Below are 21,074 nucleotides of genomic sequence, written 5' to 3'. Positions count from 1 at the left end.
CGCTCCTTTGCCGGTAGACTTGGCCCAAAATTACCTGCCGATTATTCGCCACCCCATGGCTGCCTTGACGCGTCAGTGGAAGTCGACCGGCGTCGCCGCCCGGTATTGGATTCTCGTCGCCGCGGTGCTGGTCGCGGCCGGCTGCGAGCCGGCGGCGCAGCCCGGGCCGCCGCCTCCGCCGGAGGTGACGGCGCGCCTCGTGCAGCCCGAAGACATCGAAGTCACCTACGAGTACGTCGGCCAGACGGCGGGGTACCGCGAGGTCGAGGTGCGTGCGCGCGTCACCGGGATCCTGACGCGCGAGAACTACCACGAAGGCGCGCGCGTGAGGCAGGGACAGTCCCTCTTCACGATAGACCCGGCGCTCTACCAGGCCGCGCTCAAGCGGGCCGAGGCGGATCTCGCGACGGCCGAGGCGAAACTCGCGCAGGCGCGGCGCGACATGGAGCGCCTGAAGCCCGTCCTCGAGGCGAACGCCGTGAGCCGCAAGGAGTACGACGACTCGCTGTCGGCCGAGCAGATCGCCGCGGCCGAAGCGAAGGGCGCCCGGGCGCGGCTCGACGAGGCGCGGCTGAACCTCGAATACACGCGCGTCGAGTCGCCGATCACGGGCGTCGCGAGCCGCGCACTGCGCTCGGTCGGCTCGCTCGTCTCGGGACCCGAGATCCTGCTGACCACCGTGACGCAGACGGACCCGATGTACGCGATCTTCGGCATTCCGGACCGCGAGCGCCTCGAGATCCAGCAGGACGTCGAGGCGGGGCGCCTCGTCCTGCCGAAGAACGGCCAGTTTCGCGTCGAGGTCCGCCGCTCGGACGGGACGGTCTACGCGAAGACCGGGCTGCTCAACTTCACCGACGTCCGCGTGAACCCGCAGACCGGAACGAGCGAGGCGCGCGCGGTCCTTCCCAATCCCGACGGCGCGCTCCGGCCCGGCGAGTTCGTGCGGGTCATTCTCCGCGGCGCGCATCGGCCGGACGCGATGCGCGTACCCCAGCGCGCGGTGCTCGAGGGGCCGCAGGGGAAGTTCGTCTACGTCGCGGTCGAGGGCAAGGCGGAGGCGCGTCCCGTGCGGGTGGGCCCGTGGTCGGGGGACGAGTGGATCATCACCTCCGGCCTGAACGCCGGCGAGCGCGTCATCGTCGACGGCGTCCTCAAGGTGCGCCCCGGCGCTCCGGTACGGGTCGTGGAGGAGGGGCAAAAGGAGGGCGCGCCGCCCGAAGCGGCTCCCTCAAAGCCGACCGGCGGCTAGACGATCCTTATATATGTTCTCCCGCTTCTTCATCGACCGGCCGATGTTCGCGGCCGTCATCTCGATCTTCATCGTGATCATCGGCCTCGCCGCCATGATCAGCCTTCCCATCGCCCAGTATCCGGAGATCGCGCCGCCGGTCGTGACCGTCACCGCCACCTACCCGGGCGCGAACGCCGAGGTGCTGGAGCAGACCGTGGCCGCGCCCCTCGAGGAACAGATCAACGGCGTCGAGAACATGATCTACATGAACTCCTCGAGCGCCGCGAACGGCACCGTCACGATCAACGTCACCTTCGACGTCGGCACCGACATCGACGACGCGGCGGTGAACGTGAACAACCGCGTGCGCCTCGCGGAGCCGCGGCTCCCGGCCGAGGCGCGCCGGCAGGGCGTCGTCGTCCAGAAAAGCTCGTCCTCGTTCCTGCAGGTGCTCGCCCTGCAGTCGCCGACGGACCGGTTCGACGCGGTCTACCTGAGCAACTACGCGACCCTCAACATCCTCGACCGGCTGAAGCGCATCCCGGGCGCCGCGAACGTGCAGATCTTCGGCGCGAAGGACTACGCCATGCGCATCTGGCTGCGGCCCGACCGCATGGCGAGCCTCAACGTCACGACGAGCGACATCATCCGCGCCGTCCAGGAGCAGAACTCGCAGTACGCGGCCGGCCAGATCGGCCAGCAGCCGGCGCCCGGCTCGCTCGAGCTCAACTACGTCATCAGCACCCAGGGGCGGCTGTCCGACCCCGCCGAGTTCGGGAACATCGTGCTGCGCGCCAACCCCGACGGCTCGATCCTGCGGCTCAAGGACGTCGCGCGCGTGGAGCTGGGCTCCAAGGACTACAGCTTCACCGGCAAGGTGAACGGCAGGTCGGCGGCGCTGATCGGCGTCTTCCTTCAGTCCGGCGCGAACGCCCTCGACACCGCGCAGGAGGTGAAGGCGACGATGGACGCGCTCGCCGCGCGCTTTCCGGAGGGCATGACCTACTCGGTCCCGTACGACACGACGCGCTTCGTCGAGGTCTCGATCCGCGAAGTGGTGAAGACGCTGGCCGAAGCAATGTTCTTGGTGTTCCTGGTCGTGTATCTGTTCCTCCAGAACTGGCGCGCCACCGTGATCCCCATGGTGGCCGTCCCGGTCTCGCTGATCGGAACCTTCGCCGGGCTGTTCGTCCTCGGTTACTCCATCAACACGCTCACGCTGTTCGGCATGGTGCTCTCGATCGGCATCGTGGTGGACGACGCGATCGTGGTGCTCGAGAACGTGGAGCGGCACATGAGCGAGGAGGGCACGGCCCCGCGCGAGGCGGCGATCCGGGCGATGAGCGAGGTGACCGGCCCGGTGGTCGCGATCGTGCTCGTGCTGTGCGCGGTGTTCGTGCCGGTCGCGTTCCTCGGGGGTCTCGCGGGCGAGCTCTACCGGCAGTTCGCCGTCACCATCGCCATCGCCGTGGTGATCTCCGGTATCGTCGCCCTCACGCTCTCGCCGGCGCTGTGTGCCTCCATCCTGCGCCACGAGCACAAGCACACGCACGGGTTCTTCGACTGGTTCAACGACTGGTTCGGCCGCGTGACGCTCGGCTACACGAACGGCGTGCGCTGGATGCTGAAGCACGCCGGCGTCGGGCTTGCGCTCTTCGCGCTGATGATCCTCGCGGCGTTCGGTCTGCTGCGCATCGTGCCGGGGAGCTTCGTGCCGCCCGAGGACCAGGGCTATTACATCACGGCCGTCATTCTGCCCGATGCCGCGACGCTCTCGCGGACGGAGCGCGTCATGGATCGGGTGGAGGAGATCGCCCACACCAATCCCGCCGCCCAGGATTCGGCGAGCTTCGCCGGCTTCGACCTGCTCACGAACAGCTACCGCAACGCCGCGGGCACGATGTTCGTGTCGCTCAAGGACTGGTCGGATCGCGATATCCACGTCGACGACGCCATCGGCGAGCTCTTCGGCCGCACCGCGGCGATCAAGGAGGCGATGGTGATCGCGTTCAACCCGCCGGCGATCATGGGCCTGGGCGAGACCGGCGGGTTCGAGTTCTACATCCAGAACCGTGCGGGCACCGGCGCGCAGCAGCTGGCGCAGGCCACGCAGCAGTTCCTGGCGAAGGCCGCGGAACGCCCCGAGCTCGTCGGCCTGAATACCCTGTTCCGGCCGAACGTCCCGCAGCTGCGCGTGGAGCTCGACCGCGAAAAGGCCCGCGCGCTGGGCGTGCCCATCAACGAGGTCTACGACACGCTCGCCGCCACGATGGGCGCGTTCTACGTGAACGACTTCAATCTCTACGGCCGGACCTACACCGTGCAGATGCAGGCGGAGGCCGCGTACCGCAGCCAGCCCCGGGACGTCGGCGGCATCTACGTACGCGGGGGCAACGGCCAGATGATCCCGCTGAGCGCGCTCGTCGCCGTGCGCTACGTCACGGGCCCGGAGATCCTCGAACGCTTCAATAACTTCCCCGCGGCGAAGGTGATCGGCTCGGCTGCGCCCGGCTACAGCTCCGGGCAGGCGATCGCGGTGCTGGAGGAGGTCGCGCGCGAGGCGTTGTCGGGGGACTTCACGCTCGACTGGACGGGCGCCGCCTACCAGGAACGCCGCACGGGCGGCGAGTCGCGCACCGCGCTCCTGCTCGCCGCGGTCATGGTGTTCCTGATCCTCGCGGCCCAGTACAACCGCCTGTCGCTGCCGGCGGCGGTGATGCTCGCGGTGCCGTTCGGAATGTTCGGGGCGCTGCTCGCCGTGTGGCTGCGCGGCCTCGAGAACGACGTCTATTTCCAGATCGGCCTCGTGACCCTGATCGGGCTCGCGGCGAAGAACGCGATCCTGATCGTGCAGTTCGCCGCCGCGCGCCGCGGCCAGGGCGTGCCCACCGAGGACGCGGCGATCGAGGCGGCGCGGCTGCGCTTCCGGCCGATCCTCATGACGTCGATGGCGTTCATCCTCGGCGTGCTCCCGCTCGCGATAAGCACCGGCGCCGGCGCCGCGAGCCGCCACGCGATCGGGACCGGCGTGATGGGCGGGATGCTGGCGGCGACCTTCCTGGCGATATTCTTCGTCCCGCTCTTCTTCCGCCTCGTGACCGATTGGCGCTGGCCCAAGTCCCGCCGGGAGCGGGCCCCCGAGGGCGCGGGCGATGCGTGACCGCGCGATCGCGCTCGCCCTCGGCGCCTGCGCGCTCGCGGGCTGCGCCTCGACGGCCGACTACGAACCGCCCCGGCTTTCGCTCCCGGGGGAGTGGGCGGCGGACGGGGCGGGGCGCGCGGCGACCGAGATTCCGTATCGCTGGTGGACGTTGTTCCGCGACGCCACGCTCGATCGGCTGGTGGACGAGGCGCTGGCGCACAACACCGACCTCGCCCTGGCGGCGGCGCGGGTCGACGAGGCGCGGGCGTTGCTCGACATCGGCGAAGCGGAACTCTGGCCCGCCGTCGACGCCACGGCACAGCGCAGCCGCGGGCGGCTTTCCGAGCGCACCGACACGCCGCTCCCGCCCGGCACGCCGCTGACGAGCACGAACAACCGCGCCGTACTCAACGTGTCGTACGAGGTCGACCTGTTCGGTCGGCTGCGCAGCGCCACGGCCGCCGCCCGGGCCCAGCTGCTCGCGTCGCGCGCCGCGCAGGAGACGGTGCGCATCGGAATCGCGGCCGATGTCGCGCGGGGCTACTACGGCCTCATCGCGCTCGACAGCCAGGTGGCGGCGACGCGACGGTCGCTCGAGCTCCGCGCGCGCGATCTCGAGCTCCAGCGCATCCGCTACAAGGCGGGGCTGATCGGGGATTTTCAGCTCCGCCAGCGCGAGGCCGAGGTGGCGGCGGCGCGTGCCCAGCTCCCGGCGCTCGAGCGGGATCGCGCCGCGCAGGAGCTCGCGCTGGCCGTGCTGCTCGGTCGCGCCCCGCGCGCCCTGCGGGAGGACGGCGTCGCGCGCGCGGCCGAGAACGAGGCCATGCCGCCCGACGTGGTGCCCGAAGGCCTGCCCTCGGAGCTGCTGCTGCGGCGCCCGGACCTGGTCCAGGCCGAGCAGCAGCTGGTGGCCGCGAACGCGCAGCTCGCCGCGGCGCGCGCGGCGTTCTTCCCGCGCATTCCCTTGACCGGCTTCATCGGCGGCGAAAGCGCGTCGCTCTCCGATCTCTTCACGGGTCCGGCGCGCATCTGGGAAGTGGGCGCGGCGGTGGTCCAGCCGATCTTCCAGGGCGGGCGCCTGAGCGGCGAGCGGGACGCGGCGAGCGCGCGCGAGCGGCAGGCGCTCGCGCAATACCGGCGGGCCGTGCAGTCCGCCTTCGTCGAGGTCCGGCAGGCGGTGATCACGCAGGACCGCGCCCGCGAGATCTACGAAGCGGAGGGCGAACGGATGACGGCCCTGGCGGACACGTTGCGGCTCGCGCGCATTCGCTACGACAACGGCCTCGCCAGCCAGCTCGAAGTCCTCGACGCCGAGCGCAGCCTGCTGCAGGCGGAGCTCAATCGCATCGCCGCGCTGCGCGACCGACGCTCGGCGGTCGTCGACCTCATTCGCGCGCTGGGGGGCGGCTGGCCGGGCATCGCAGCGCCGCCGCCCGCGACCAGCGCGGCATCGCCGGAGTAGCGTCGGGCTTCGCGCGGTACGCGCTTCGCCCGGGCAGGGTCCGGCACGCCGCGGTCGCGCGCGCCGGCGAAATCATTCCTGGATCTGCGCGATCAGCGCCTCGCACGCCGCGACCGCTTCCCGGGCGTCGCGCGCCCAGGCGTTCGCGCCCATGCGGCGCCAGAGGAACGGAGAGCGGCTGAACGCGCGGCCGCCCACCACGATGCCCACGTCGGCGCAGGCCGGCTCGGCGCGCGCCTCGCCGATCAGTTCCGCGGCGCGCATGAGGTGGGTCGCGAAAGTCACCGAGATGCACAGGACCGGCGAGCCCGTTTCGATCAGCAGGTCGACCACGCTTTTCGCGGGAAGACTGGCGCCCACGAAATGGGTCTCCCATCCCGCGTGATCGAGGAAGTCCGTGACCATCCGGAGTCCGAGCTCGTGCAGTTCGCCGGTCACGCAGGTCGCGACCGCGCGCCGCGGCGGACGCGGCGGCCCGATGAGCCGGGGATGGAGCTCCCCCATCAGGAGCTGGATCGCGGCGGTGCAGTAGTGCTCGTGCGCGACCGATATGCCGTTGAGCTGCCAGAGGCGGCCGACCTCGTGCAGCGTCGGCTGGAAGACGTCGAGATAGATGTCCTCGACGGACGTCCCGGCGTCCAGGGCCTCCGAGATCAGGCGGCTCCCCTCGTCCCGACGCAGGGCGAGCAGGGCGTGCGTGAACCGCCGGGCGAGCGGGCCGAGCGGGCGGCGCTCGTCGAGGAAGGAATCCGGCCCCGCCGGAAGGTCGTCGAAATGCTCGAGCACGCCGCGCAGGCAGGCGGCGGCGGTGTCGCTGAGCGGGGATGCCACCCGTCGGGGCAGGATATCCGCGAGCGCCGCGAGGTGGGCGTGGAGCCGCGACGCCGGCACGCCGCGGGCGTCGAGGAGCGTTTTCGTCCAGGCGACGTACTCCTCGAAGATCTCGGGCGAGTCGAGCGCGGCGGCGTCCGCGAGAAACAGGACGTGCAGCGCCAGATCGTCGACGCACTCCTGCTTCTCGTCCGGACGGATGAGCGTCCGGAAGTCGGGGTGCAGGGAAAGCAGGCGATCCGTGGCAGCCGCGGCGAGATCTCGCCGGCGGTCGCGCAGATTCGTGCCGTCCCCCAGTTGCATGACCTGTACCTCGCCGGGTCAGCGGCGCGCGGATGAAGGTGTCGGGTCCATTGCCGGATCCTGATCCGGCGCCGGCATGCGGACGTTGACCCGCATCAAACCGCCGGTTTCGTCCATCACGAACCGTCCTCGAGCAGCCGCATCACGGCGCGAGCGGCGCTCGCGCTCGACTGCGGGTTCTGGCCCGTCACGAGCCGCCCGTCCACGACGACGTGGTCCTTCCAGTTCTCCTCGGGCACGAACCGCGCGCCCAGCTCGCGCAACCGGGTCTCGAGCAGAAACGGCATGCTCCGATCCAGCTCGACCGCGCGCTCCTCGTCGTCGGTGAAGGACGTGAGCCGGCGTCCTTTGACGAGCGCCGTGCCGTCCCGCAGCCGTGCGCCAACCAGGCACGCGGGTCCGTGGCAGACCGACGCGAGCACCTTGTCCGCCTGCGCGAACTCGGACACGAGCCGCTGAACCTCCTCGTTGTCGGGGAGATCGAACATCGTGCCGTGGCCGCCGGGGAAGAAAATCGCGTCGAAGTGTTCGGCCCGGAGGCTCGCGTCCAGCACGCGCGTGTTCCTCAGTGCGGCGCGCGCCGCTTCGTTGCGGGGCGTCGCCTCGTAGCCTTCGAGGCTGCCGGGATCGATCGGTGTATCGCCGCCCTTAGGGCTCGCGACGGTCACGCGACAGCCGTGCTCGCGGAAGAGCGCGTAGGGAATGGCGAACTCCTCGAACCACACGCCGGTCGGGTGGGCGGCGTCGATCGCGCCGTGGCTGGTGACGACCATCAGGACGGACCTCTCGGCAGGCATGTTCACCTTCCCCACGAATCGGGCGCCCGCCTATTCTCCGACGGTGCGCCTTCCGTTGGGAGACCCAATAAACGGCCGACGGAATAGATAACGAAATATTCCCTGTCTTTCATCGCAGTACATCGAAGCCGAATGCCGATGGCCGGGTGGCCGGCGCACTGTCTCCGTCCGGCGACGCTGAAGGAGACTGCGTCCCGAGCCGCGATGAGTCGCGCGGAGGCTCATGCGACACCCGCGACGTGCATCGACTCGCGGACGTGGGGCGGGCAAGGAACGATGGCCCCGCTTCGCGACCGCGACCCGAAGGGCCGGGCCACCGGCCCGGTCGCGGATGAACCACTCATCGGACGGGAGCCTTTCAGGGACGGATCGGCCGGGTCGCTTTCACGGGAACTTCTGGTACACTAGCCCGGCCTCGCCGTACTCCGGTCTGCGCCGAGGCTCGTGGTAAAGCCTTCCCGGTTCACCTCGAACAGTTCAACTTAAATAGGTAGCGCCTAGACCGGCCCCAAGCCCCGTGTTTCGGGTAGGCCTCCAGGAGCAACCCTTTCTGATGGCATTTTCCTCGCTCGGCCTGTCGGCCGAATTGGTCCGTGCCGTGGCCGACAAGGGCTACGACGTCCCCACCCCCATCCAGGCCCAGGCGATCCCCGTCATCCTCGCGGGGCGCGACATCCTCGCCGGCGCCCAGACCGGAACCGGCAAGACCGCCGGCTTCACGCTCCCGCTGCTGCAGCGGCTGAGCCAGACTCCCGGCGGCGGCGCACGGGCGATACGCGCGCTCATCCTCACGCCCACGCGCGAGCTCGCGGCGCAGGTGGAGGAGAGCGTCCGCAGCTACGGCAGGCACCTGCCGCTGCGCTCGACCGTGATCTTCGGCGGCGTCGGCTTCACGCCCCAGGCGGAGGCGCTGCGCCGCGGCATCGACATCCTCGTGGCGACGCCCGGCCGGTTGCTCGATCACGTGGAGCAGGGGACCGTGGACCTCTCCCGCGTCGAGATCCTCGTGCTGGACGAGGCCGATCGCATGCTCGACATGGGCTTCATTCGCGACATCCGCAGGATACTCGCGCTCCTCCCCGGACGTCGTCAGAACCTGCTGTTCTCCGCGACGTTCCCGGACGAGATCAGGGAGCTCGCCGACGGGCTGCTCAATTCGCCCGCGCTGATCGAGGTGGCGCGCCGCAACACGCCCGCCGAGCTGGTCTCGCAGGTCGTTCACCCCGTGGACCGCGCGCGCAAGCGCGAGCTGCTCTCCCATCTGATCAAGTCACAGGACTGGCGGCAGGTGCTCGTCTTCACCCGCACGAAGCACGGCGCGAACCGCCTCGCGGAACAGCTCGAGAGGGACGGCATCCGCGCGGCCGCCATCCACGGCAACAAGAGCCAGGGCGCGCGCACGCGCGCGCTCTCGGATTTCAAGAACGGCGCCGTGCGGGTCCTGGTCGCGACGGACATCGCGGCCCGCGGGCTCGACATCGACCAGCTCCCCCACGTCGTGAACTACGAACTGCCGAACGTGCCGGAGGACTACGTCCACCGCATCGGCCGCACGGGGCGCGCGGGGAACGAAGGCGAGGCGCTCTCGCTCGTGTGCGTCGACGAGCACGAGTTCCTGGCGAGCATCGAGCGCCTGCTCAAGCGCGAGATCCCGAAAGTGACGATCGACGGTTTCGCCCCGGATCCGAGCATCAAGGCGGAGCCGATCGTGATGGGACGCGGTCAGCGCAACCCGCGCGGCGGCGGCCGGCCGCAGGCGCCGCGGCCCGAGGCCCGCCGCAACCGCGGCGAGGGCGGCCAACGCCCTGCGCAGCGACAGGCGGACCACCGCACCGGCGGTCAGCGGCCCAAGCAGCAGCAGCCCCGGCCCGAACGTCAGGGCGGACAACGCCCGCAACGGCAGGGTCCCAACCGGAGTCAGGGTCCCAACCGGGGTCGCGGTTCGCGGCAGCCGGCCTACCGCGAGGTCATCGTCTCGCTCGACGACATCGGCAACGTGCCCGGCGACGTGGACGGCAACCGTGTGGATTACAAACCCAAGGCGAACAACGAGCGGCGCCGGCGCCCGCAGGACGGACGCGGCCAGGGTCGCGGCTACCGGCAGCCCGAGGAACCGGTGCGGTTGCGCGACCCGGCGCCGTCTGCCGCCGCCAAGTCGCGACCGGTGATCTCGCACAAGCGCCGGCGCTTCGAGCGCCAGGTCCCCGCGGTGTTCGGCGGCGGCAAGGACGAGGAATAGCCATCGGTTCGAACCGCCGAAGAGGGTGAGAACCCGATAGCTCGGTCGACCGCGCAACATGCGGCGTATCGCTCTCAGGTCTCCGCGGACGGATGCTGCGACTGACTGAAATCCGGCTCCCGCTCGACCACGCCGAGGGCGAGATCGAGGCGGCTATCCTCAAGCGCCTCGGCATTCGGGCGGACGGGCTGGTGCGGTACACGATCGCCCGCCGCGGCCACGACGCGCGTCGTCCCTCGGCGATCGAGCTGGTCTACACGCTCGACGTCGAGATCGAGGACGAGTCCGCCGTCCTCGAGCGCTGGCGGGACGACCGGCGCGTCTCGCACACGCCCGACACCACGTACCGCTTCGTCGCCAGCGCGCCGGCGGCGTTGACGGCACGACCGGTCGTGATCGGCACCGGCCCGTGCGGCCTGTTTGCCGGGCTGCTCCTCGCCGAGATGGGCTTTCGCCCGATCCTCCTCGAGCGCGGGAAGTCCGTGCGCCAGCGCACGAAGGACACGTGGGGCCTCTGGCGCCGTTCGACGCTCGACCCGGAATCCAACGTCCAGTTCGGCGAGGGCGGGGCGGGCACGTTCTCCGACGGCAAGCTGCACAGCCAGATCAAGGACCCGCGCCACCTCGGCCGCAAGGTGCTCACCGAGTTCGTCGCGGCGGGCGCCCCGTCCGAGATCCTCTACGTCAGCAAGCCGCACATCGGCACCTTCCGGCTGGTTGCCATGGTCGAGCGTTTGAGACGGAAGCTGCACGCGCTCGGCGCCGAGGTGCGGTTCGGGAGCCGGGTGGCGGATATCGACATCGACACGGACGGAAGCGGCGTGCGGCGCGTGCGCGGCGTGGTCCTCGCGAGCGGCGAGCGCATACGGACCGACCATGTCGTGCTCGCCGTCGGCCACAGCGCGCGCGACACCTTCGAAATGCTCCACGCGCGCGGCGTGTACGTCGAGGCCAAGCCGTTTTCGATCGGATTCCGCATCGAGCATCCTCAGTCGCTCGTCGACCGGGCGCGCTACGGCCGGCATGCCGGCCATCCGCTGCTCGGGGCGGCGGACTACAAGCTCGTGCACCATTGCCGCAACGGCCGCTCGGTCTACAGCTTCTGCATGTGCCCGGGCGGCACCGTCGTCGCCGCCGCCTCGGAGCCGGGGCGGGTCGTGACCAACGGCATGAGCCAGTACTCGCGCAACGAGCGCAACGCGAACGCCGGCATCGTCGTCGGCGTGACGCCGGCGGACTATCCCGGACATCCGCTCGCGGGCATCGCCTTTCAGCGGCATTGGGAAGAGCGCGCCTTCGAGGCGGGCGGCGGCACGTACGCCGCGCCGGCCCAGCTCGTCGGCGATTTCCTCGCCGGACGGCCGTCGACCGCGCTGGGCTCGGTGGCGCCGTCGTACACCCCCGGCGTGCGCCTGACGGATCTCGGCGGCTGCGTGCCCGATTACGTGACCGAAGCGATCCGCGAGGCCTTGCCGGCGTTCGACCGGCAGATTCGCGGCTTCGCCATGCGCGATGCCGTGCTGACCGGCGTCGAGACGCGGACGTCGTCGCCGATCCGCATCCGGCGCGACGAGCTCTATCGGAGCCTGAACACGCGCGGCCTGTACCCGGCCGGCGAGGGTGCCGGCTACGCCGGCGGCATCCTGTCGGCCGCCGTCGACGGCATCGAGGTGGCGGAAGCCGTGGCGTTGAGCATCGTCGCCCGCGCCGCCGCGTAGGCATCCACGATTTCCGCCACGCACGCCAGGGACGCCACGGAAGACAATGGAGGGGTGGATGGCGAATGGCGTTCGTTTGCCCGATTCAAGGCGGCTGAGCGCACGGGCAACTTGGCTGTTTTCGTGCCTCTCGGCGGCCCACACTGTTGAAATCGACTCAATATGAAAGAGCACGAGAAACTGCTTGCGGCGCGCTACTGGCAAGGCGAGGCGGCCGCACGTCGCGTGGTCGGGTTTCGCTGCCGACGCGACGTCGGCCACGGACTGCTGCGCCCCGCGCGCACCGGCGGGCGCGCCGTGATGGTGTGCGACGCCTGCGGCTTCGTGCAGATCGGCGTCCCGCAGTCGATCGTCGACGTGTGGCGGCTGGTCCGCGACCGCGCCGGCGATTGACGCCCGAGAGGCCAACACCTCCGGTCCCTGGGGCCTCCTTGCGCGGTCGGGCGTGCGACCTGGCCGCACCGTTTCGGTTCCGCGAACGCGGCCCCCGATCGTCGGCCCGTGCTCGTCTTCCCCTATTCTTGATCGCACGGGTTCGCGGTAAGGTGCCGGGCTTCGGTTCGTCGAGCACCGCCGGTGACGCCCGGTGGGTCGCTCGCTCGGAATCACGCGCAAGACCGGATTGCCTCGAATCTTCACCGACGGCCGAGGGACAGCGCATCAGCATGCGAGCGGCGTCCGCACCTTATCGAATCGGCATCTCCGGCTCGTATGGCGGGATGAATCTCGGCGACGAGGCGATTCTCGAGGGGATTTTGAGCGGGCTGCGCGCCGCCGTCCCGGCGCACGTCACCGTCTTTTCGCGCAATCCGCCGGATACGCTCGCCGGACACCGCGTCGAACGGGCCGTTGATCCGCGCACGCTCACCCGCCGGGAGATGGCGCCGGAGATCGAAGATCTCGACCTGCTCGTTCTCGGCGGCGGGGGCATTCTCTACGACCACGACGCGGAAGCCTACCTGCGCGAAGTGTTCCTGGCGCACGAGAAAGGCGTCCCGGTCATCGTCTACGGGATCAGCGCGGGCCCGTTGACCACGACGGCCGCGCGCCGCGCGGTGCGCGAAGCCCTCAACGCCTGCGCGGTCGTCACCGTGCGCGACCGGCAGGGCCTGCGTCTGCTCGAGGACGTGGGCGCGACCCGCGAGATCCTGCTCACCGCCGATCCGGCCCTGCTGCTCGAGCCGGAGTCGCTGCCCACCGAGACGTTGAGAGCGGAAGGGGTCGAGTTCGATCGCCACCTCGTCGGCTTCTCGGTGCGCGAGCCGGGTCCCGCCGCGCCGGACATCGATCCCGTCGAGTATCACGCGATGCTCGCACACGCCGCCGACTTCGTCGTCGAGCGCCTCGACGCGGACGTGGTCTTCGTGCCGATGGAACGGGCGGACGTGCAGCACAGCCACGCGGTGGTGGCCGCCATGCGCAATGCCGAGCGGGCGGAGATCCTGCGCCGGCGCTACTCGCCGCGGCAGATCCTGGACCTCGTCGGGCGGTTCGAGTTCGCCGTCGGCATGCGGCTGCACTTCCTCATTTTCGCCGCCCTGCGCGCAACGCCGTTCACGGCCTTACCCTATGCCTCCAAGGTGACCGGCCTGCTCGAGGACCTGGACGTGGAGATGCCGCCGCTGGGATCCGTGGGAACCGGGCAATTGATTGCGCGCATCGATCGTTCGTGGGACACGCACGAGGAGATCCGGGCGAAGATCAAAAGCAGAGTGCCCGCGCTTCAGGACCGCGCAAGACGCACGAACGAGCTGCTCGTCGAGCTGCTGAGGAAGAGCGAGGCCACTCACACGAAGGAGGAGACCGGCAGATGAACACGTTGACGACAACAACACGCGAGGCGCGCGCCCATCGCCTGACTAAAATCAACGTCAGCTCGTCTGGAGCCGATAGAATGCGTTGACGTTGCACGCGCGACCGGACCGCCGATGGGACGGAGCGCCAACCGGAAATCGTCGGGTGTACTGCCATGCGTTTGCAGGAAATCATGAGCACCGAGGTCATCACCATCGGCCCCGACGAGACGGCCAGTGTCGCCTGGTCGCGGATGGCGCGCGCAGGCATTCGCCATCTGGTCGTGACCGACGGCACGCGGCTGCTGGGCGTGCTTTCCGAACGCGATCTCGGCGGCCGTCAAGGCGGTGCGGTCCGCAAAGGACGCACCGTGCGCGATCTGATGTCGCCGCAGGTGACGAGCGCGAGACCGGCCACCACGCTTCGTCAGGCGGCCAACCTGATGCGCGGGCGTCTCATCGGCGCGCTGCCGGTGCTGGAAGACGGCCGCGTCGTCGGGATCGTCACCGCGACCGACGTGCTCGAAGAGCTCGGGCGGGGATCGAGCCGCCCGACCGTGCGGGCTACGCGCCAGTCGATTCGCCTCCCGCCGGCGAGCGCACGACGGGCGGCAGCGAGCCGCGCACGCTCCGCAAAGCGCAGCCCGCGGGCGACCCGGTGAACGCCAAAGGGCGAAAGGGCCGCAAGGGAGCTCGTCGAGGGCGGGGACCAGACCGGGGCCGCGTCGGATCGACCGGAATCACGGGTCGCACGCCGCCGGCGCGCGGACACGAGCGCCTGCGCAAACCGGACAGCGGCAAACGTGTCCCGCTGCCCGCGCGCGTGGCGCGTCCGGCGAGGCGCACGGCCGGTCGGACCGCTGCCGCGCTGACCCCGGCGCACGTCCGCTCCATGGGATCGTTGCTCGACGCCGCCGACAAGGACTACCTGCGGCGCAAGCTCGGCCGCAAGCTCGGGAAGTTCGCGCCTTCGATCGAGCGCACCAGCGTGCGCGTCGAGGACGTGAACGGTCCGCGCGGCGGGATCGACAAGCGCTGCATGATCAAGGTCGTGTTGAGCGGGCTGCCGAACGTCGTGGTCGAAGAGCGCCGTCATTCCCTGCAGGCCGCGATGGATCGTGCGCTCGGGCGGGTGGAGCGCGCCGTGCGCCAAGCCATGCAGCGCCGCCGCACGAAACCTCTCAAACCCCGGAGATGATGACGACCGTCGATCTTCGATGGTCGATCCATGAGGCCGCCATTATCCGTCTCCACCCAGCGGTGGAGACCGTGGCCTCGACCGTGCCGCGATTCTGTAGCGCTGCGCTGACGCACGGGTCAGTCACGAGATGGACTTGATCTAGATCAAGCCGCCAGCGGCGTTAACCTGAGTAGAATGGTCGGGCTTTGGGTCGAGCCCGACCCTTCGACGAGGAGCCGTCATGTCCGAACCGCACCTGCACGTCCTTCCAGACCGGATTTACCCGTTCGATGCGCGCGGGATCGCCAAGCGCTTTCGCCACGCGGCAATCTTCGGCGCGCTGGACGCGCTCCAACCCGGCGAAACGATGCGCTTCGGCAACGACCACGACCCCATACCGCTGCTCAATCAGCTCGTCCAGCGCTACGGCGACAGTGTGGCGATCGAGTACCGCCAGCGCGAGCCCGGGCTGATCGTGATCGACTTCACCCGGAAGTAGGCGGGCCCGTTCGCACGGGAGGATCGGGCGAGGCGTCCGATCCTCCCATTTCCGTCGATGCACACCATGGTGCGTGCAACGGCTGCGCTTCGCCGTCGCCGTTTCCGCACCCAGCGCAACACCGAACGACAAGGGGACCGACATGAATACCGCAGACGCAAAGAGCCACCCGAGCGCCGGAGCCACCTCGCTGACATTGGCGCCGCTCCCGTACGCCGACAATGCGCTGGATCCGGTCATCACGGCCCATACCCTCGGCTTTCATTACGGGAAACATCACGCGGGCTATGTGCACAATCTCAACCGGCTCATCGCCGGAACGCGATTCGCGGATCTGTCGCTCGACGAGATCGTCAGCGCGACGGCGGGGCAGGCAGGCAGCGCGGCGATCTTCAACAACGCGGCGCAGGTGTGGAACCACACGTTCTACTGGAACAGCATGAGGCCGAAGGGCGGGGGAGAACCGCCGGCCGCGTTGCGGGAGAAGATGGAGGCATCCTTCGGCAGCGTCGAGGCCTGCAAGAAGGCGCTTGCCGCGGCCGCGACCTCGCAGTTCGGAAGCGGCTGGGCGTGGCTCGTGCTCGATCTCGGCAGGTTGAGCGTCGTGACGACGGCCAATGCAAACGTGCCGTGGACGGCCGGAATGAAACCGCTGCTCGCGATCGACGTCTGGGAGCACGCGTACTACCTGGACTATCAGAACCGCCGCGCCGACTACGTCAACGCCGTGCTCGACAGACTGATCAACTGGGAGTTCGCTCTGCAGAACATGGGCTGAGCCGATCGCGCGCCGGATTTCCGCCGGCAGCACGATTCTCCACGGACGGGCAATGGCTTTGCGCGCGGGCGTGATTGCGTGAGGATCGAGGGGTCGGCGCAGCGGGAGTCGGCCGCACGGGGAATCCGATAGACTGGAAGCGTCCCGTAGAGACAGTCGCTCATGCCCGACGTCCAAGCGAGAATCGCGCGCATCTTCGAGGAAGTGGTGCGCCGCAACCCGGGCGAGGCCGAGTTTCACCAGGCGGTGAAGGAGGTCATCGATACGCTCGTGCCGGCGCTGCGCGCGCACCCGGAGTACACCGAGCACAAGATCATCGAGCGCATCTGCGAGCCGGAGCGGCAGATTATCTTTCGCGTGCCGTGGCAGGACGACCGCGGCGAGGTGCAGATCAATCGCGGCTTCCGCGTCGGCTTCAACAGCGCGCTGGGGCCCTACAAGGGCGGCCTGCGGTTCCACCCCTCGGTATATCTCGGGATCGTCAAGTTCCTCGGCTTCGAGCAGACGTTCAAGAACGCCGTGACCGGCATGCCCATCGGGGGCGCCAAGGGCGGCGCGGACTTCGATCCCAAGGGAAGGTCCGACAACGAGGTCATGCGCTTCTGTCAGAGCTTCATGACCGAGCTCCACCGGCACATCGGCGAGCTGACCGACGTGCCCGCGGGCGACATCGGCGTCGGCGCCCGCGAGATCGGCTATCTGTTCGGCCAGTACAAGCGGCTCACGAACCGTTACGAGTCGGGCGTCATCACCGGCAAGAGCCCGGCCTGGGGCGGCGCGCTGGTGCGGCGCGAGGCCACCGGCTACGGCGCCGTGTATTTCCTCGAGGAGATGCTCAAGGCGCGCCACGACGGCATCGAGGGCAAGACCTGCGTCGTCTCGGGTTCCGGCAACGTCGCGATCTACGCCATCGAAAAGTTGCAGGAGCTGGGCGCGAAGGTGGTCGCGTGCTCGGATTCCGGCGGCGCGATCCACGATCCGCGTGGCATCGATCTCGCCACCGTCAAGCGGCTGAAAGAGGTCGAGCGCCGGCGGATCCGGGACTACGCCGACGAGCACCGCGAGGCGCGTTACGTCGCGGGCGGCAAGGTGTGGGACATCCCCTGTCAGGTCGCGCTTCCCTGCGCGACCGAAAACGAGCTCGACGAGCAGGCCGCACGCACCCTGATCGCCAACGGGTGCATCGCCGTCGTCGAGGGGGCCAACATGCCCGTGACGCCCGAGGGCGTGCGCCTGTTTCAGGAAGCCGGCACGGCCTACGGCCCGGGGAAGGCGGCCAACGCCGGCGGCGTCGCGACCTCGGCGCTAGAGATGCAGCAGAACGCGAGCCGCGACGCCTGGACCTTCGAGTACACCGACCGGCGGCTGCGCGAGATCATGGGCAAGATCCACCGCGACTGCTACGAGACGGCCGAGGAGTTCGGCCATCCCCGCAACTACGTGATCGGCGCGAACATCGTCGGGTTTCGGCGCATCGCCGAGGCCATGCTGGCGTTCGGCGTCGTCTGAACGCCTGTCGATCGCCGTCCGGCGACGCTCAGCGCCGGCCCGGCAGATTCGCCAGGCGGGCGAGAACGACGGCGACCATGCGGTCGCATCGCGGACCGGCGAAGTCGAAAGCCTCCCGGCCGGCCGCTTCGACGTGGGCGTGCAGGGCCTGCTGCATGAGCAGGCGGGCCCGGTGGAAGCGCGTCTTGACCGTGGTCTCGGGGACACCGAGACAGGCCGCGGTCTCCTCCACGCTCAGCTGCTCGATCGCGCGCAGGACGAACACGGTGCGAAAACCCTCGGGCAGGCGATCGACCGCCGCCTCGACGAGGCGGCGCAGCTCGCCGGCGCCGGCGGACGCCTCGGGCGATTCGCTGGCGGGGGCGAGGCTGCCGCCGGACGCGCGCTCGTCGTCCGTGCCGGCCGCATCGAGCGGCGTGTATCGCTGGTCTTTGCGCTTTCTCATCAGGGCCTCGTTGACGGTGATGCGCGCGAGCCATGCCGCAAAGTTTCCCGGGGCGCGGAAGGTATCGAGGTGCAGGTAGGCGCGGATATACGCCTCCTGCATCGCGTCCTGCGCCGCGTCGTCGTCGCGCAGGATGCTGCGGGCGATGCGAAACAGGCGGCGATTGTAGCGGCGCACCACGAGCGCGTAGGCGCGCACGTCGCCCGCCCGCACGCGCGCGACCAGCGCCTCGTCGGGCTCGTCGCTCGTGCGGCCGATGCCGGCCGCCGTGTCATCCGGTGCCAAAACCATGTCAATGCTCGCGCGCACGGCCTCCGCCGATGATAGCGGCCGCGCGAACCGGTCTCCACCCATCGGCGAGGCGGCGGCAAGCCGCAGCGACGCAAGAAGGCCTTCTGCTCATCCGCGCGGACGTGTCGTCGCCAAGTCCAATCGCGACCGTCGACCCGAACGTCTACCGATGCGCTGTCGCCTCGGTCGGCGAACCCTGAACGGCCGACTCGGCGTTACCAGCGTGGTCGTGCAGCCCGACCGCGATTACGAACAGAAACGCAAGAATCATGGCAGCCATTGTTTTCACCCTCTCTCAATCAGATGCGCGGAATGAGATGCCGAGCAGCGCGCGGCGTCAGCTCAGGCGAAGAACGCCCCGGGGACGGGATCGAGACCGAGCACCTGCCGCAGCACCGCCCAGTGCATGGCCTCGTCGCTCAGGATGCTCGCGGCCGCGTGGGAAAGATCGCGGTCGGCGAACTTCGGGATGGCATTCGCGTACGCCGTGACCGCGCCGCGTTCGAGCTTCGCCGCGAACTGAAGCACGTCCGACTGGCTGCGCAGGCGATCGACCGGGAAGTCGTAGCGGGCCGGTGGCTCCGCAGCGCTGCCGCCGAGCTTCCGGATCGTGGCCGCCAGCACGTCGGCGTGTGCCTTGTGGTGTCCCTGGAACTGCGTGGCCGTCTGCAGCGCGGGTTTCTTCAGCAACCCGCTTTCGGCGCCGACCTGGTACGCGGCGACCGCTTCCCGTTCGGCGGCCAGCGCGGCGTTGAGAATGCGGATGTCGTTCGCGGCTTCTGCGTTCGAGCCGGCCGCGAGGCGGGGCGTTCCGGCGAGCAGTGCGACCGCGACGCCCGACAAGGAGAGCGCCGTGCTCTCGAACAGGAACAGGCGGCGGGCAGGGGAGGCGGGTGCAGTCGGCGTGCGATCGGTCATGACGGGTCTCCTGGGTATCCAGGGGCACGATGTGCGCCCCATCTGACCGATAAATGCGCCAACGTCCGGAAAGGTTCCCGGATCGGTGTCTTTCAGGGCGCCCGGGGAATCGATCGCGCGCGGGCGGAAAGGCGCCGGTGAACCCGCGCCCGCGCGAACGCCGAGACGGAGCGAGGAAGCTAGCCCGTGCTCCAGGCCCGCGGGCGGCGCATGCCGGCGATCTTGCAGGCCTGCTGCATGTAGCCGTAGGGGAAGAGCTTGTACAGGCGTTCGCGGCCGGAGCCGCCGTGCTTCTCGGAGAGGAACTTGATGACGAAGCGGGCGTCGACGGCGATGTGGTGCTGCTCGAAGTAGTCCCGCATGAAGTAGAGCACTTCCCAGTGATCGGGGCCGAGCCGTATCCCGTACTTGTCGGCCAGCTCCTGCGCGACCGTTTCGTTCCAGTCACTCGGATCCATCAGGTAGCCTTCGGAGTCGGTCTGGTACTTCGCGGTCTGTGCCTGTGCGGTCATGCTCGACGGCCCTCGCTGTGTGGGTATGGAGGCCGCGGCTTCGGTGCGGCCCCGGCCTCCCCCACATAAATAAGCGTCGCGCGCGCCGCGCACTATTGCCCGATTGGCCTGCATGCGTATCCCGAACGGGATAACGCATCGTGGGCGGGCTCTCCCGGACAGCGAGGACCCGGACGCATTTGACCCAGGTCAAGGACGCGCGAGGTTGCACGAGGCAGGGCCAGGCCGCTTCCCGGTTCCGTTTCCGGAGCTCATCGCGACTTTTTCTTTCTCCGCGCCCCTGCCTTCGTCGACCGGGCGCGCCCGCGAACGAGCAGGACCGGCACCTGTGCAGTGCGGACCACGAGCTCCGCGTCGCTGCCGAAGACGAAGCGGTTGAACCCGCGCCGTCCGTGCGTGCCCATCACGATCAGGTCCGCGCGCCATTTCCGGGCCTCCTTGACGATGGAATCGGCCGCCCGGCCCGTCAGGTTCTCGACGATCAGGGAGTCGGCCCGCACCGGCTGCTTGCGCACCCGCGACATGACGTCGTCCATCATCTTCTTGCCCGACCGCCGGAAGGACTCGGCGTCCGCGGTGAACGCGCTGTGCTCGCCGACGAAGGCGATGCCGTCCACGACGTGCAGGACCCGCAGAGCGGCGCCGCCGGTCTTGGCCAGCCGGACGGCCTCATCGAGCCCGTTGAGCGAGGCGGAGCTGCCGTCGACCGGGACCAGAATGCGCTTGTACATGACCGTACCTCCTCGGCGGAGCCGTCGTTATTTTGCTTATAGTATGACGGTTCGCCCCGCGGACTGTCGTGATCTCGGTCAAATACACGGGTCGGCCGAACCGCAGACGACCCGGGAAGGTGGCGCCATTTTCCGCGTACGGGCAGGGCGTCCGGGCTCCGCCGGCCGCGGCGGTTCCAGCGGTGCGTGGCCGGTCAGCGATTGTCGGAAGGCTGCGCCGGGGCGGGCTCCGCGGCGCCGGCTTCGGACCGTTCGGCCTGCAAGGGATCCGCCGCGGCTGCGCCGCCACGGTGCATGCACACGCGCCCGCCGCCTTGACCGTGATCGCACGCCATGCCGCCGCCGTGCCGGCCGTGCTGCGCATGCCCACCCTGATGCATCGCCATGCCTCCCTGATGCATGTGCTGCTTGCCCTGGGCCATCGGGCAGGCGAGGGACGGTGCCGCGGCCGCGATCAGTACGGAAGCGAGCGCGCCGGCCCCGAGCCATCTTGCGAACGGTGAAGTCATTTCGGTCTGCCTCTCGGTGTGAAATGCAATGAAGCCGGCGCAAGGATGCCTTGTCGGCCGGCGGTTGGATGACGGACGGGGCGCACGGTAAACGGCGCCCGGCACACCATCAATGCGTCAGAACGCCGCAGGAAGCGGCACCTCCCGCCGCCGCCCCGTCGGTGCGCCTTCGCCCTGGAAGGC

General features: G+C 69.5%; 19 protein-coding genes. 12 read left to right on the top strand and 7 right to left on the bottom strand.

Features of this window, described 5'->3' with window-relative positions; genetic code table 11:
* Nucleotides 1–55: 55 nt before the first annotated feature.
* From SVA_RS08845 to SVA_RS08835, 3 genes are read left to right on the top strand one after another with little or no spacing between them, the layout of a single operon-like run.
* Complete coding sequence (locus SVA_RS08845) at nt 56–1,252, top strand: efflux RND transporter periplasmic adaptor subunit (protein WP_096460883.1); 1,197 nt, start codon at nt 56–58, stop codon at nt 1,250–1,252.
* Between the two features lie 13 nt (nt 1,253–1,265).
* Nucleotides 1,266–4,394, top strand: coding sequence for an efflux RND transporter permease subunit (locus SVA_RS08840; RefSeq protein WP_096460882.1), 3,129 nt, complete (start codon nt 1,266–1,268; stop codon nt 4,392–4,394).
* A complete protein-coding gene (locus SVA_RS08835; RefSeq protein ID WP_096460881.1) occupies nt 4,387–5,838 on the top strand; it encodes an efflux transporter outer membrane subunit in 1,452 nt (483 codons plus the stop codon). Before SVA_RS08840 ends, SVA_RS08835 begins: the two co-directional genes overlap by 8 nt.
* A 72-nt stretch (nt 5,839–5,910) precedes the next feature.
* Here the strand turns inward: SVA_RS08835 and SVA_RS08830 are convergent, their stop codons facing one another.
* Nucleotides 5,911–6,972 carry a B12-binding domain-containing protein gene (locus SVA_RS08830; RefSeq protein WP_096460880.1) on the bottom strand — a complete coding sequence of 354 codons (1,062 nt, stop codon included), beginning with the start codon at nt 6,970–6,972 and terminating at the stop codon, nt 5,911–5,913.
* A gap of 116 nt (nt 6,973–7,088) precedes the next feature.
* Nucleotides 7,089–7,769 (bottom strand): type 1 glutamine amidotransferase domain-containing protein, encoded by a 681-nt coding sequence (locus tag SVA_RS08825; protein ID WP_197703435.1) that lies wholly within the window; start codon nt 7,767–7,769, stop codon nt 7,089–7,091.
* A 553-nt stretch (nt 7,770–8,322) separates the two neighbouring features.
* On the opposite strand from SVA_RS08825, the gene SVA_RS08820 reads away from it, so the two are divergent.
* From SVA_RS08820 to gdhA, 9 genes are all read left to right on the top strand, one after another.
* The gene (locus SVA_RS08820; RefSeq protein ID WP_096460879.1) at nt 8,323–10,008 is read left to right on the top strand and encodes a DEAD/DEAH box helicase; all 1,686 of its coding nucleotides are present in this window, start codon (nt 8,323–8,325) and stop codon (nt 10,006–10,008) included.
* Nucleotides 10,009–10,100: 92 nt separating this feature from the next.
* Nucleotides 10,101–11,726 (top strand): NAD(P)/FAD-dependent oxidoreductase, encoded by a 1,626-nt coding sequence (locus tag SVA_RS08815; protein ID WP_096460878.1) that lies wholly within the window; start codon nt 10,101–10,103, stop codon nt 11,724–11,726.
* Between the two features lie 162 nt (nt 11,727–11,888).
* Entirely contained in the window at nt 11,889–12,119 is a 231-nt protein-coding gene (locus SVA_RS08810) for a hypothetical protein (protein ID WP_096460877.1), read from the top strand.
* Nucleotides 12,120–12,445: 326 nt separating this feature from the next.
* A complete protein-coding gene (locus SVA_RS08805; protein WP_197703434.1) occupies nt 12,446–13,540 on the top strand; it encodes a polysaccharide pyruvyl transferase family protein in 1,095 nt (364 codons plus the stop codon).
* Between the two features lie 155 nt (nt 13,541–13,695).
* Nucleotides 13,696–14,181 carry a CBS domain-containing protein gene (locus tag SVA_RS08800; protein ID WP_096460875.1) on the top strand — a complete coding sequence of 162 codons (486 nt, stop codon included), beginning with the start codon at nt 13,696–13,698 and terminating at the stop codon, nt 14,179–14,181.
* Between the two features lie 230 nt (nt 14,182–14,411).
* On the top strand, nt 14,412–14,717 hold the full coding sequence (locus tag SVA_RS08795; protein WP_096460874.1) for an HPF/RaiA family ribosome-associated protein: 306 nt from the start codon (nt 14,412–14,414) through the stop codon (nt 14,715–14,717).
* Nucleotides 14,718–14,940: 223 nt separating this feature from the next.
* Nucleotides 14,941–15,198 (top strand): DUF2249 domain-containing protein, encoded by a 258-nt coding sequence (locus tag SVA_RS08790; protein ID WP_096460873.1) that lies wholly within the window; start codon nt 14,941–14,943, stop codon nt 15,196–15,198.
* A 142-nt stretch (nt 15,199–15,340) separates the two neighbouring features.
* The gene (locus SVA_RS08785) at nt 15,341–15,976 is read left to right on the top strand and encodes a superoxide dismutase (RefSeq protein ID WP_096460872.1); all 636 of its coding nucleotides are present in this window, start codon (nt 15,341–15,343) and stop codon (nt 15,974–15,976) included.
* Between the two features lie 162 nt (nt 15,977–16,138).
* Nucleotides 16,139–17,485, top strand: coding sequence for an NADP-specific glutamate dehydrogenase (gdhA, locus tag SVA_RS08780; RefSeq protein ID WP_096460871.1), 1,347 nt, complete (start codon nt 16,139–16,141; stop codon nt 17,483–17,485).
* Between the two features lie 28 nt (nt 17,486–17,513).
* Here gdhA and SVA_RS08775 read toward each other — a convergent pair whose 3' ends face one another.
* From SVA_RS08775 to SVA_RS08755, 5 genes are all read right to left on the bottom strand, one after another.
* Nucleotides 17,514–18,221, bottom strand: coding sequence for an RNA polymerase sigma factor (locus SVA_RS08775; RefSeq protein ID WP_096460870.1), 708 nt, complete (start codon nt 18,219–18,221; stop codon nt 17,514–17,516).
* 342 nt (nt 18,222–18,563) lie between these two features.
* A complete protein-coding gene (locus SVA_RS08770; RefSeq protein ID WP_096460869.1) occupies nt 18,564–19,139 on the bottom strand; it encodes a ferritin-like domain-containing protein in 576 nt (191 codons plus the stop codon).
* A 179-nt stretch (nt 19,140–19,318) separates the two neighbouring features.
* Entirely contained in the window at nt 19,319–19,651 is a 333-nt protein-coding gene (locus SVA_RS08765) for a TusE/DsrC/DsvC family sulfur relay protein (RefSeq protein ID WP_096460868.1), read from the bottom strand.
* A 251-nt stretch (nt 19,652–19,902) separates the two neighbouring features.
* A complete protein-coding gene (locus SVA_RS08760) occupies nt 19,903–20,382 on the bottom strand; it encodes a universal stress protein (RefSeq protein ID WP_096460867.1) in 480 nt (159 codons plus the stop codon).
* Between the two features lie 194 nt (nt 20,383–20,576).
* Nucleotides 20,577–20,891, bottom strand: coding sequence for a hypothetical protein (locus tag SVA_RS08755; RefSeq protein WP_096460866.1), 315 nt, complete (start codon nt 20,889–20,891; stop codon nt 20,577–20,579).
* Between the last annotated feature and the right edge of the window lie 183 nt (nt 20,892–21,074).

It is taken from the genome of Sulfurifustis variabilis (assembly GCF_002355415.1).
In the GTDB taxonomy this organism is placed as follows: Bacteria; Pseudomonadota; Gammaproteobacteria; order Acidiferrobacterales; family Sulfurifustaceae; genus Sulfurifustis; species Sulfurifustis variabilis.
This window is presented reverse-complemented; position numbering and strand designations above follow the sequence as displayed.

Bases quoted from the DNA above. Each gene is read 5' to 3' on its own strand.
- SVA_RS08785 (WP_096460872.1), top strand. From the start codon at position 15,341: ATGAATACCGCAGACGCAAAGAGCCACCCGAGCGCCGGAGCCACCTCG.
- SVA_RS08770 (WP_096460869.1), bottom strand. From the start codon at position 19,139: ATGACCGATCGCACGCCGACTGCACCCGCCTCCCCTGCCCGCCGCCTG.
- SVA_RS08805 (WP_197703434.1), top strand. From the start codon at position 12,446: ATGAATCTCGGCGACGAGGCGATTCTCGAGGGGATTTTGAGCGGGCTG.
- SVA_RS08815 (WP_096460878.1), top strand. From the start codon at position 10,101: ATGCTGCGACTGACTGAAATCCGGCTCCCGCTCGACCACGCCGAGGGC.
- SVA_RS08790 (WP_096460873.1), top strand. From the start codon at position 14,941: ATGTCCGAACCGCACCTGCACGTCCTTCCAGACCGGATTTACCCGTTC.
- SVA_RS08800 (WP_096460875.1), top strand. From the start codon at position 13,696: ATGCGTTTGCAGGAAATCATGAGCACCGAGGTCATCACCATCGGCCCC.
- SVA_RS08820 (WP_096460879.1), top strand. From the start codon at position 8,323: ATGGCATTTTCCTCGCTCGGCCTGTCGGCCGAATTGGTCCGTGCCGTG.
- SVA_RS08760 (WP_096460867.1), bottom strand. From the start codon at position 20,382: ATGTACAAGCGCATTCTGGTCCCGGTCGACGGCAGCTCCGCCTCGCTC.
- SVA_RS08755 (WP_096460866.1), bottom strand. From the start codon at position 20,891: ATGACTTCACCGTTCGCAAGATGGCTCGGGGCCGGCGCGCTCGCTTCC.
- SVA_RS08795 (WP_096460874.1), top strand. From the start codon at position 14,412: ATGGGATCGTTGCTCGACGCCGCCGACAAGGACTACCTGCGGCGCAAG.
- SVA_RS08830 (WP_096460880.1), bottom strand. From the start codon at position 6,972: ATGCAACTGGGGGACGGCACGAATCTGCGCGACCGCCGGCGAGATCTC.
- SVA_RS08845 (WP_096460883.1), top strand. From the start codon at position 56: ATGGCTGCCTTGACGCGTCAGTGGAAGTCGACCGGCGTCGCCGCCCGG.
- gdhA (WP_096460871.1), top strand. From the start codon at position 16,139: ATGCCCGACGTCCAAGCGAGAATCGCGCGCATCTTCGAGGAAGTGGTG.
- SVA_RS08775 (WP_096460870.1), bottom strand. From the start codon at position 18,221: ATGGTTTTGGCACCGGATGACACGGCGGCCGGCATCGGCCGCACGAGC.
- SVA_RS08835 (WP_096460881.1), top strand. From the start codon at position 4,387: ATGCGTGACCGCGCGATCGCGCTCGCCCTCGGCGCCTGCGCGCTCGCG.
- SVA_RS08765 (WP_096460868.1), bottom strand. From the start codon at position 19,651: ATGACCGCACAGGCACAGACCGCGAAGTACCAGACCGACTCCGAAGGC.
- SVA_RS08810 (WP_096460877.1), top strand. From the start codon at position 11,889: ATGAAAGAGCACGAGAAACTGCTTGCGGCGCGCTACTGGCAAGGCGAG.
- SVA_RS08825 (WP_197703435.1), bottom strand. From the start codon at position 7,769: ATGCCTGCCGAGAGGTCCGTCCTGATGGTCGTCACCAGCCACGGCGCG.
- SVA_RS08840 (WP_096460882.1), top strand. From the start codon at position 1,266: ATGTTCTCCCGCTTCTTCATCGACCGGCCGATGTTCGCGGCCGTCATC.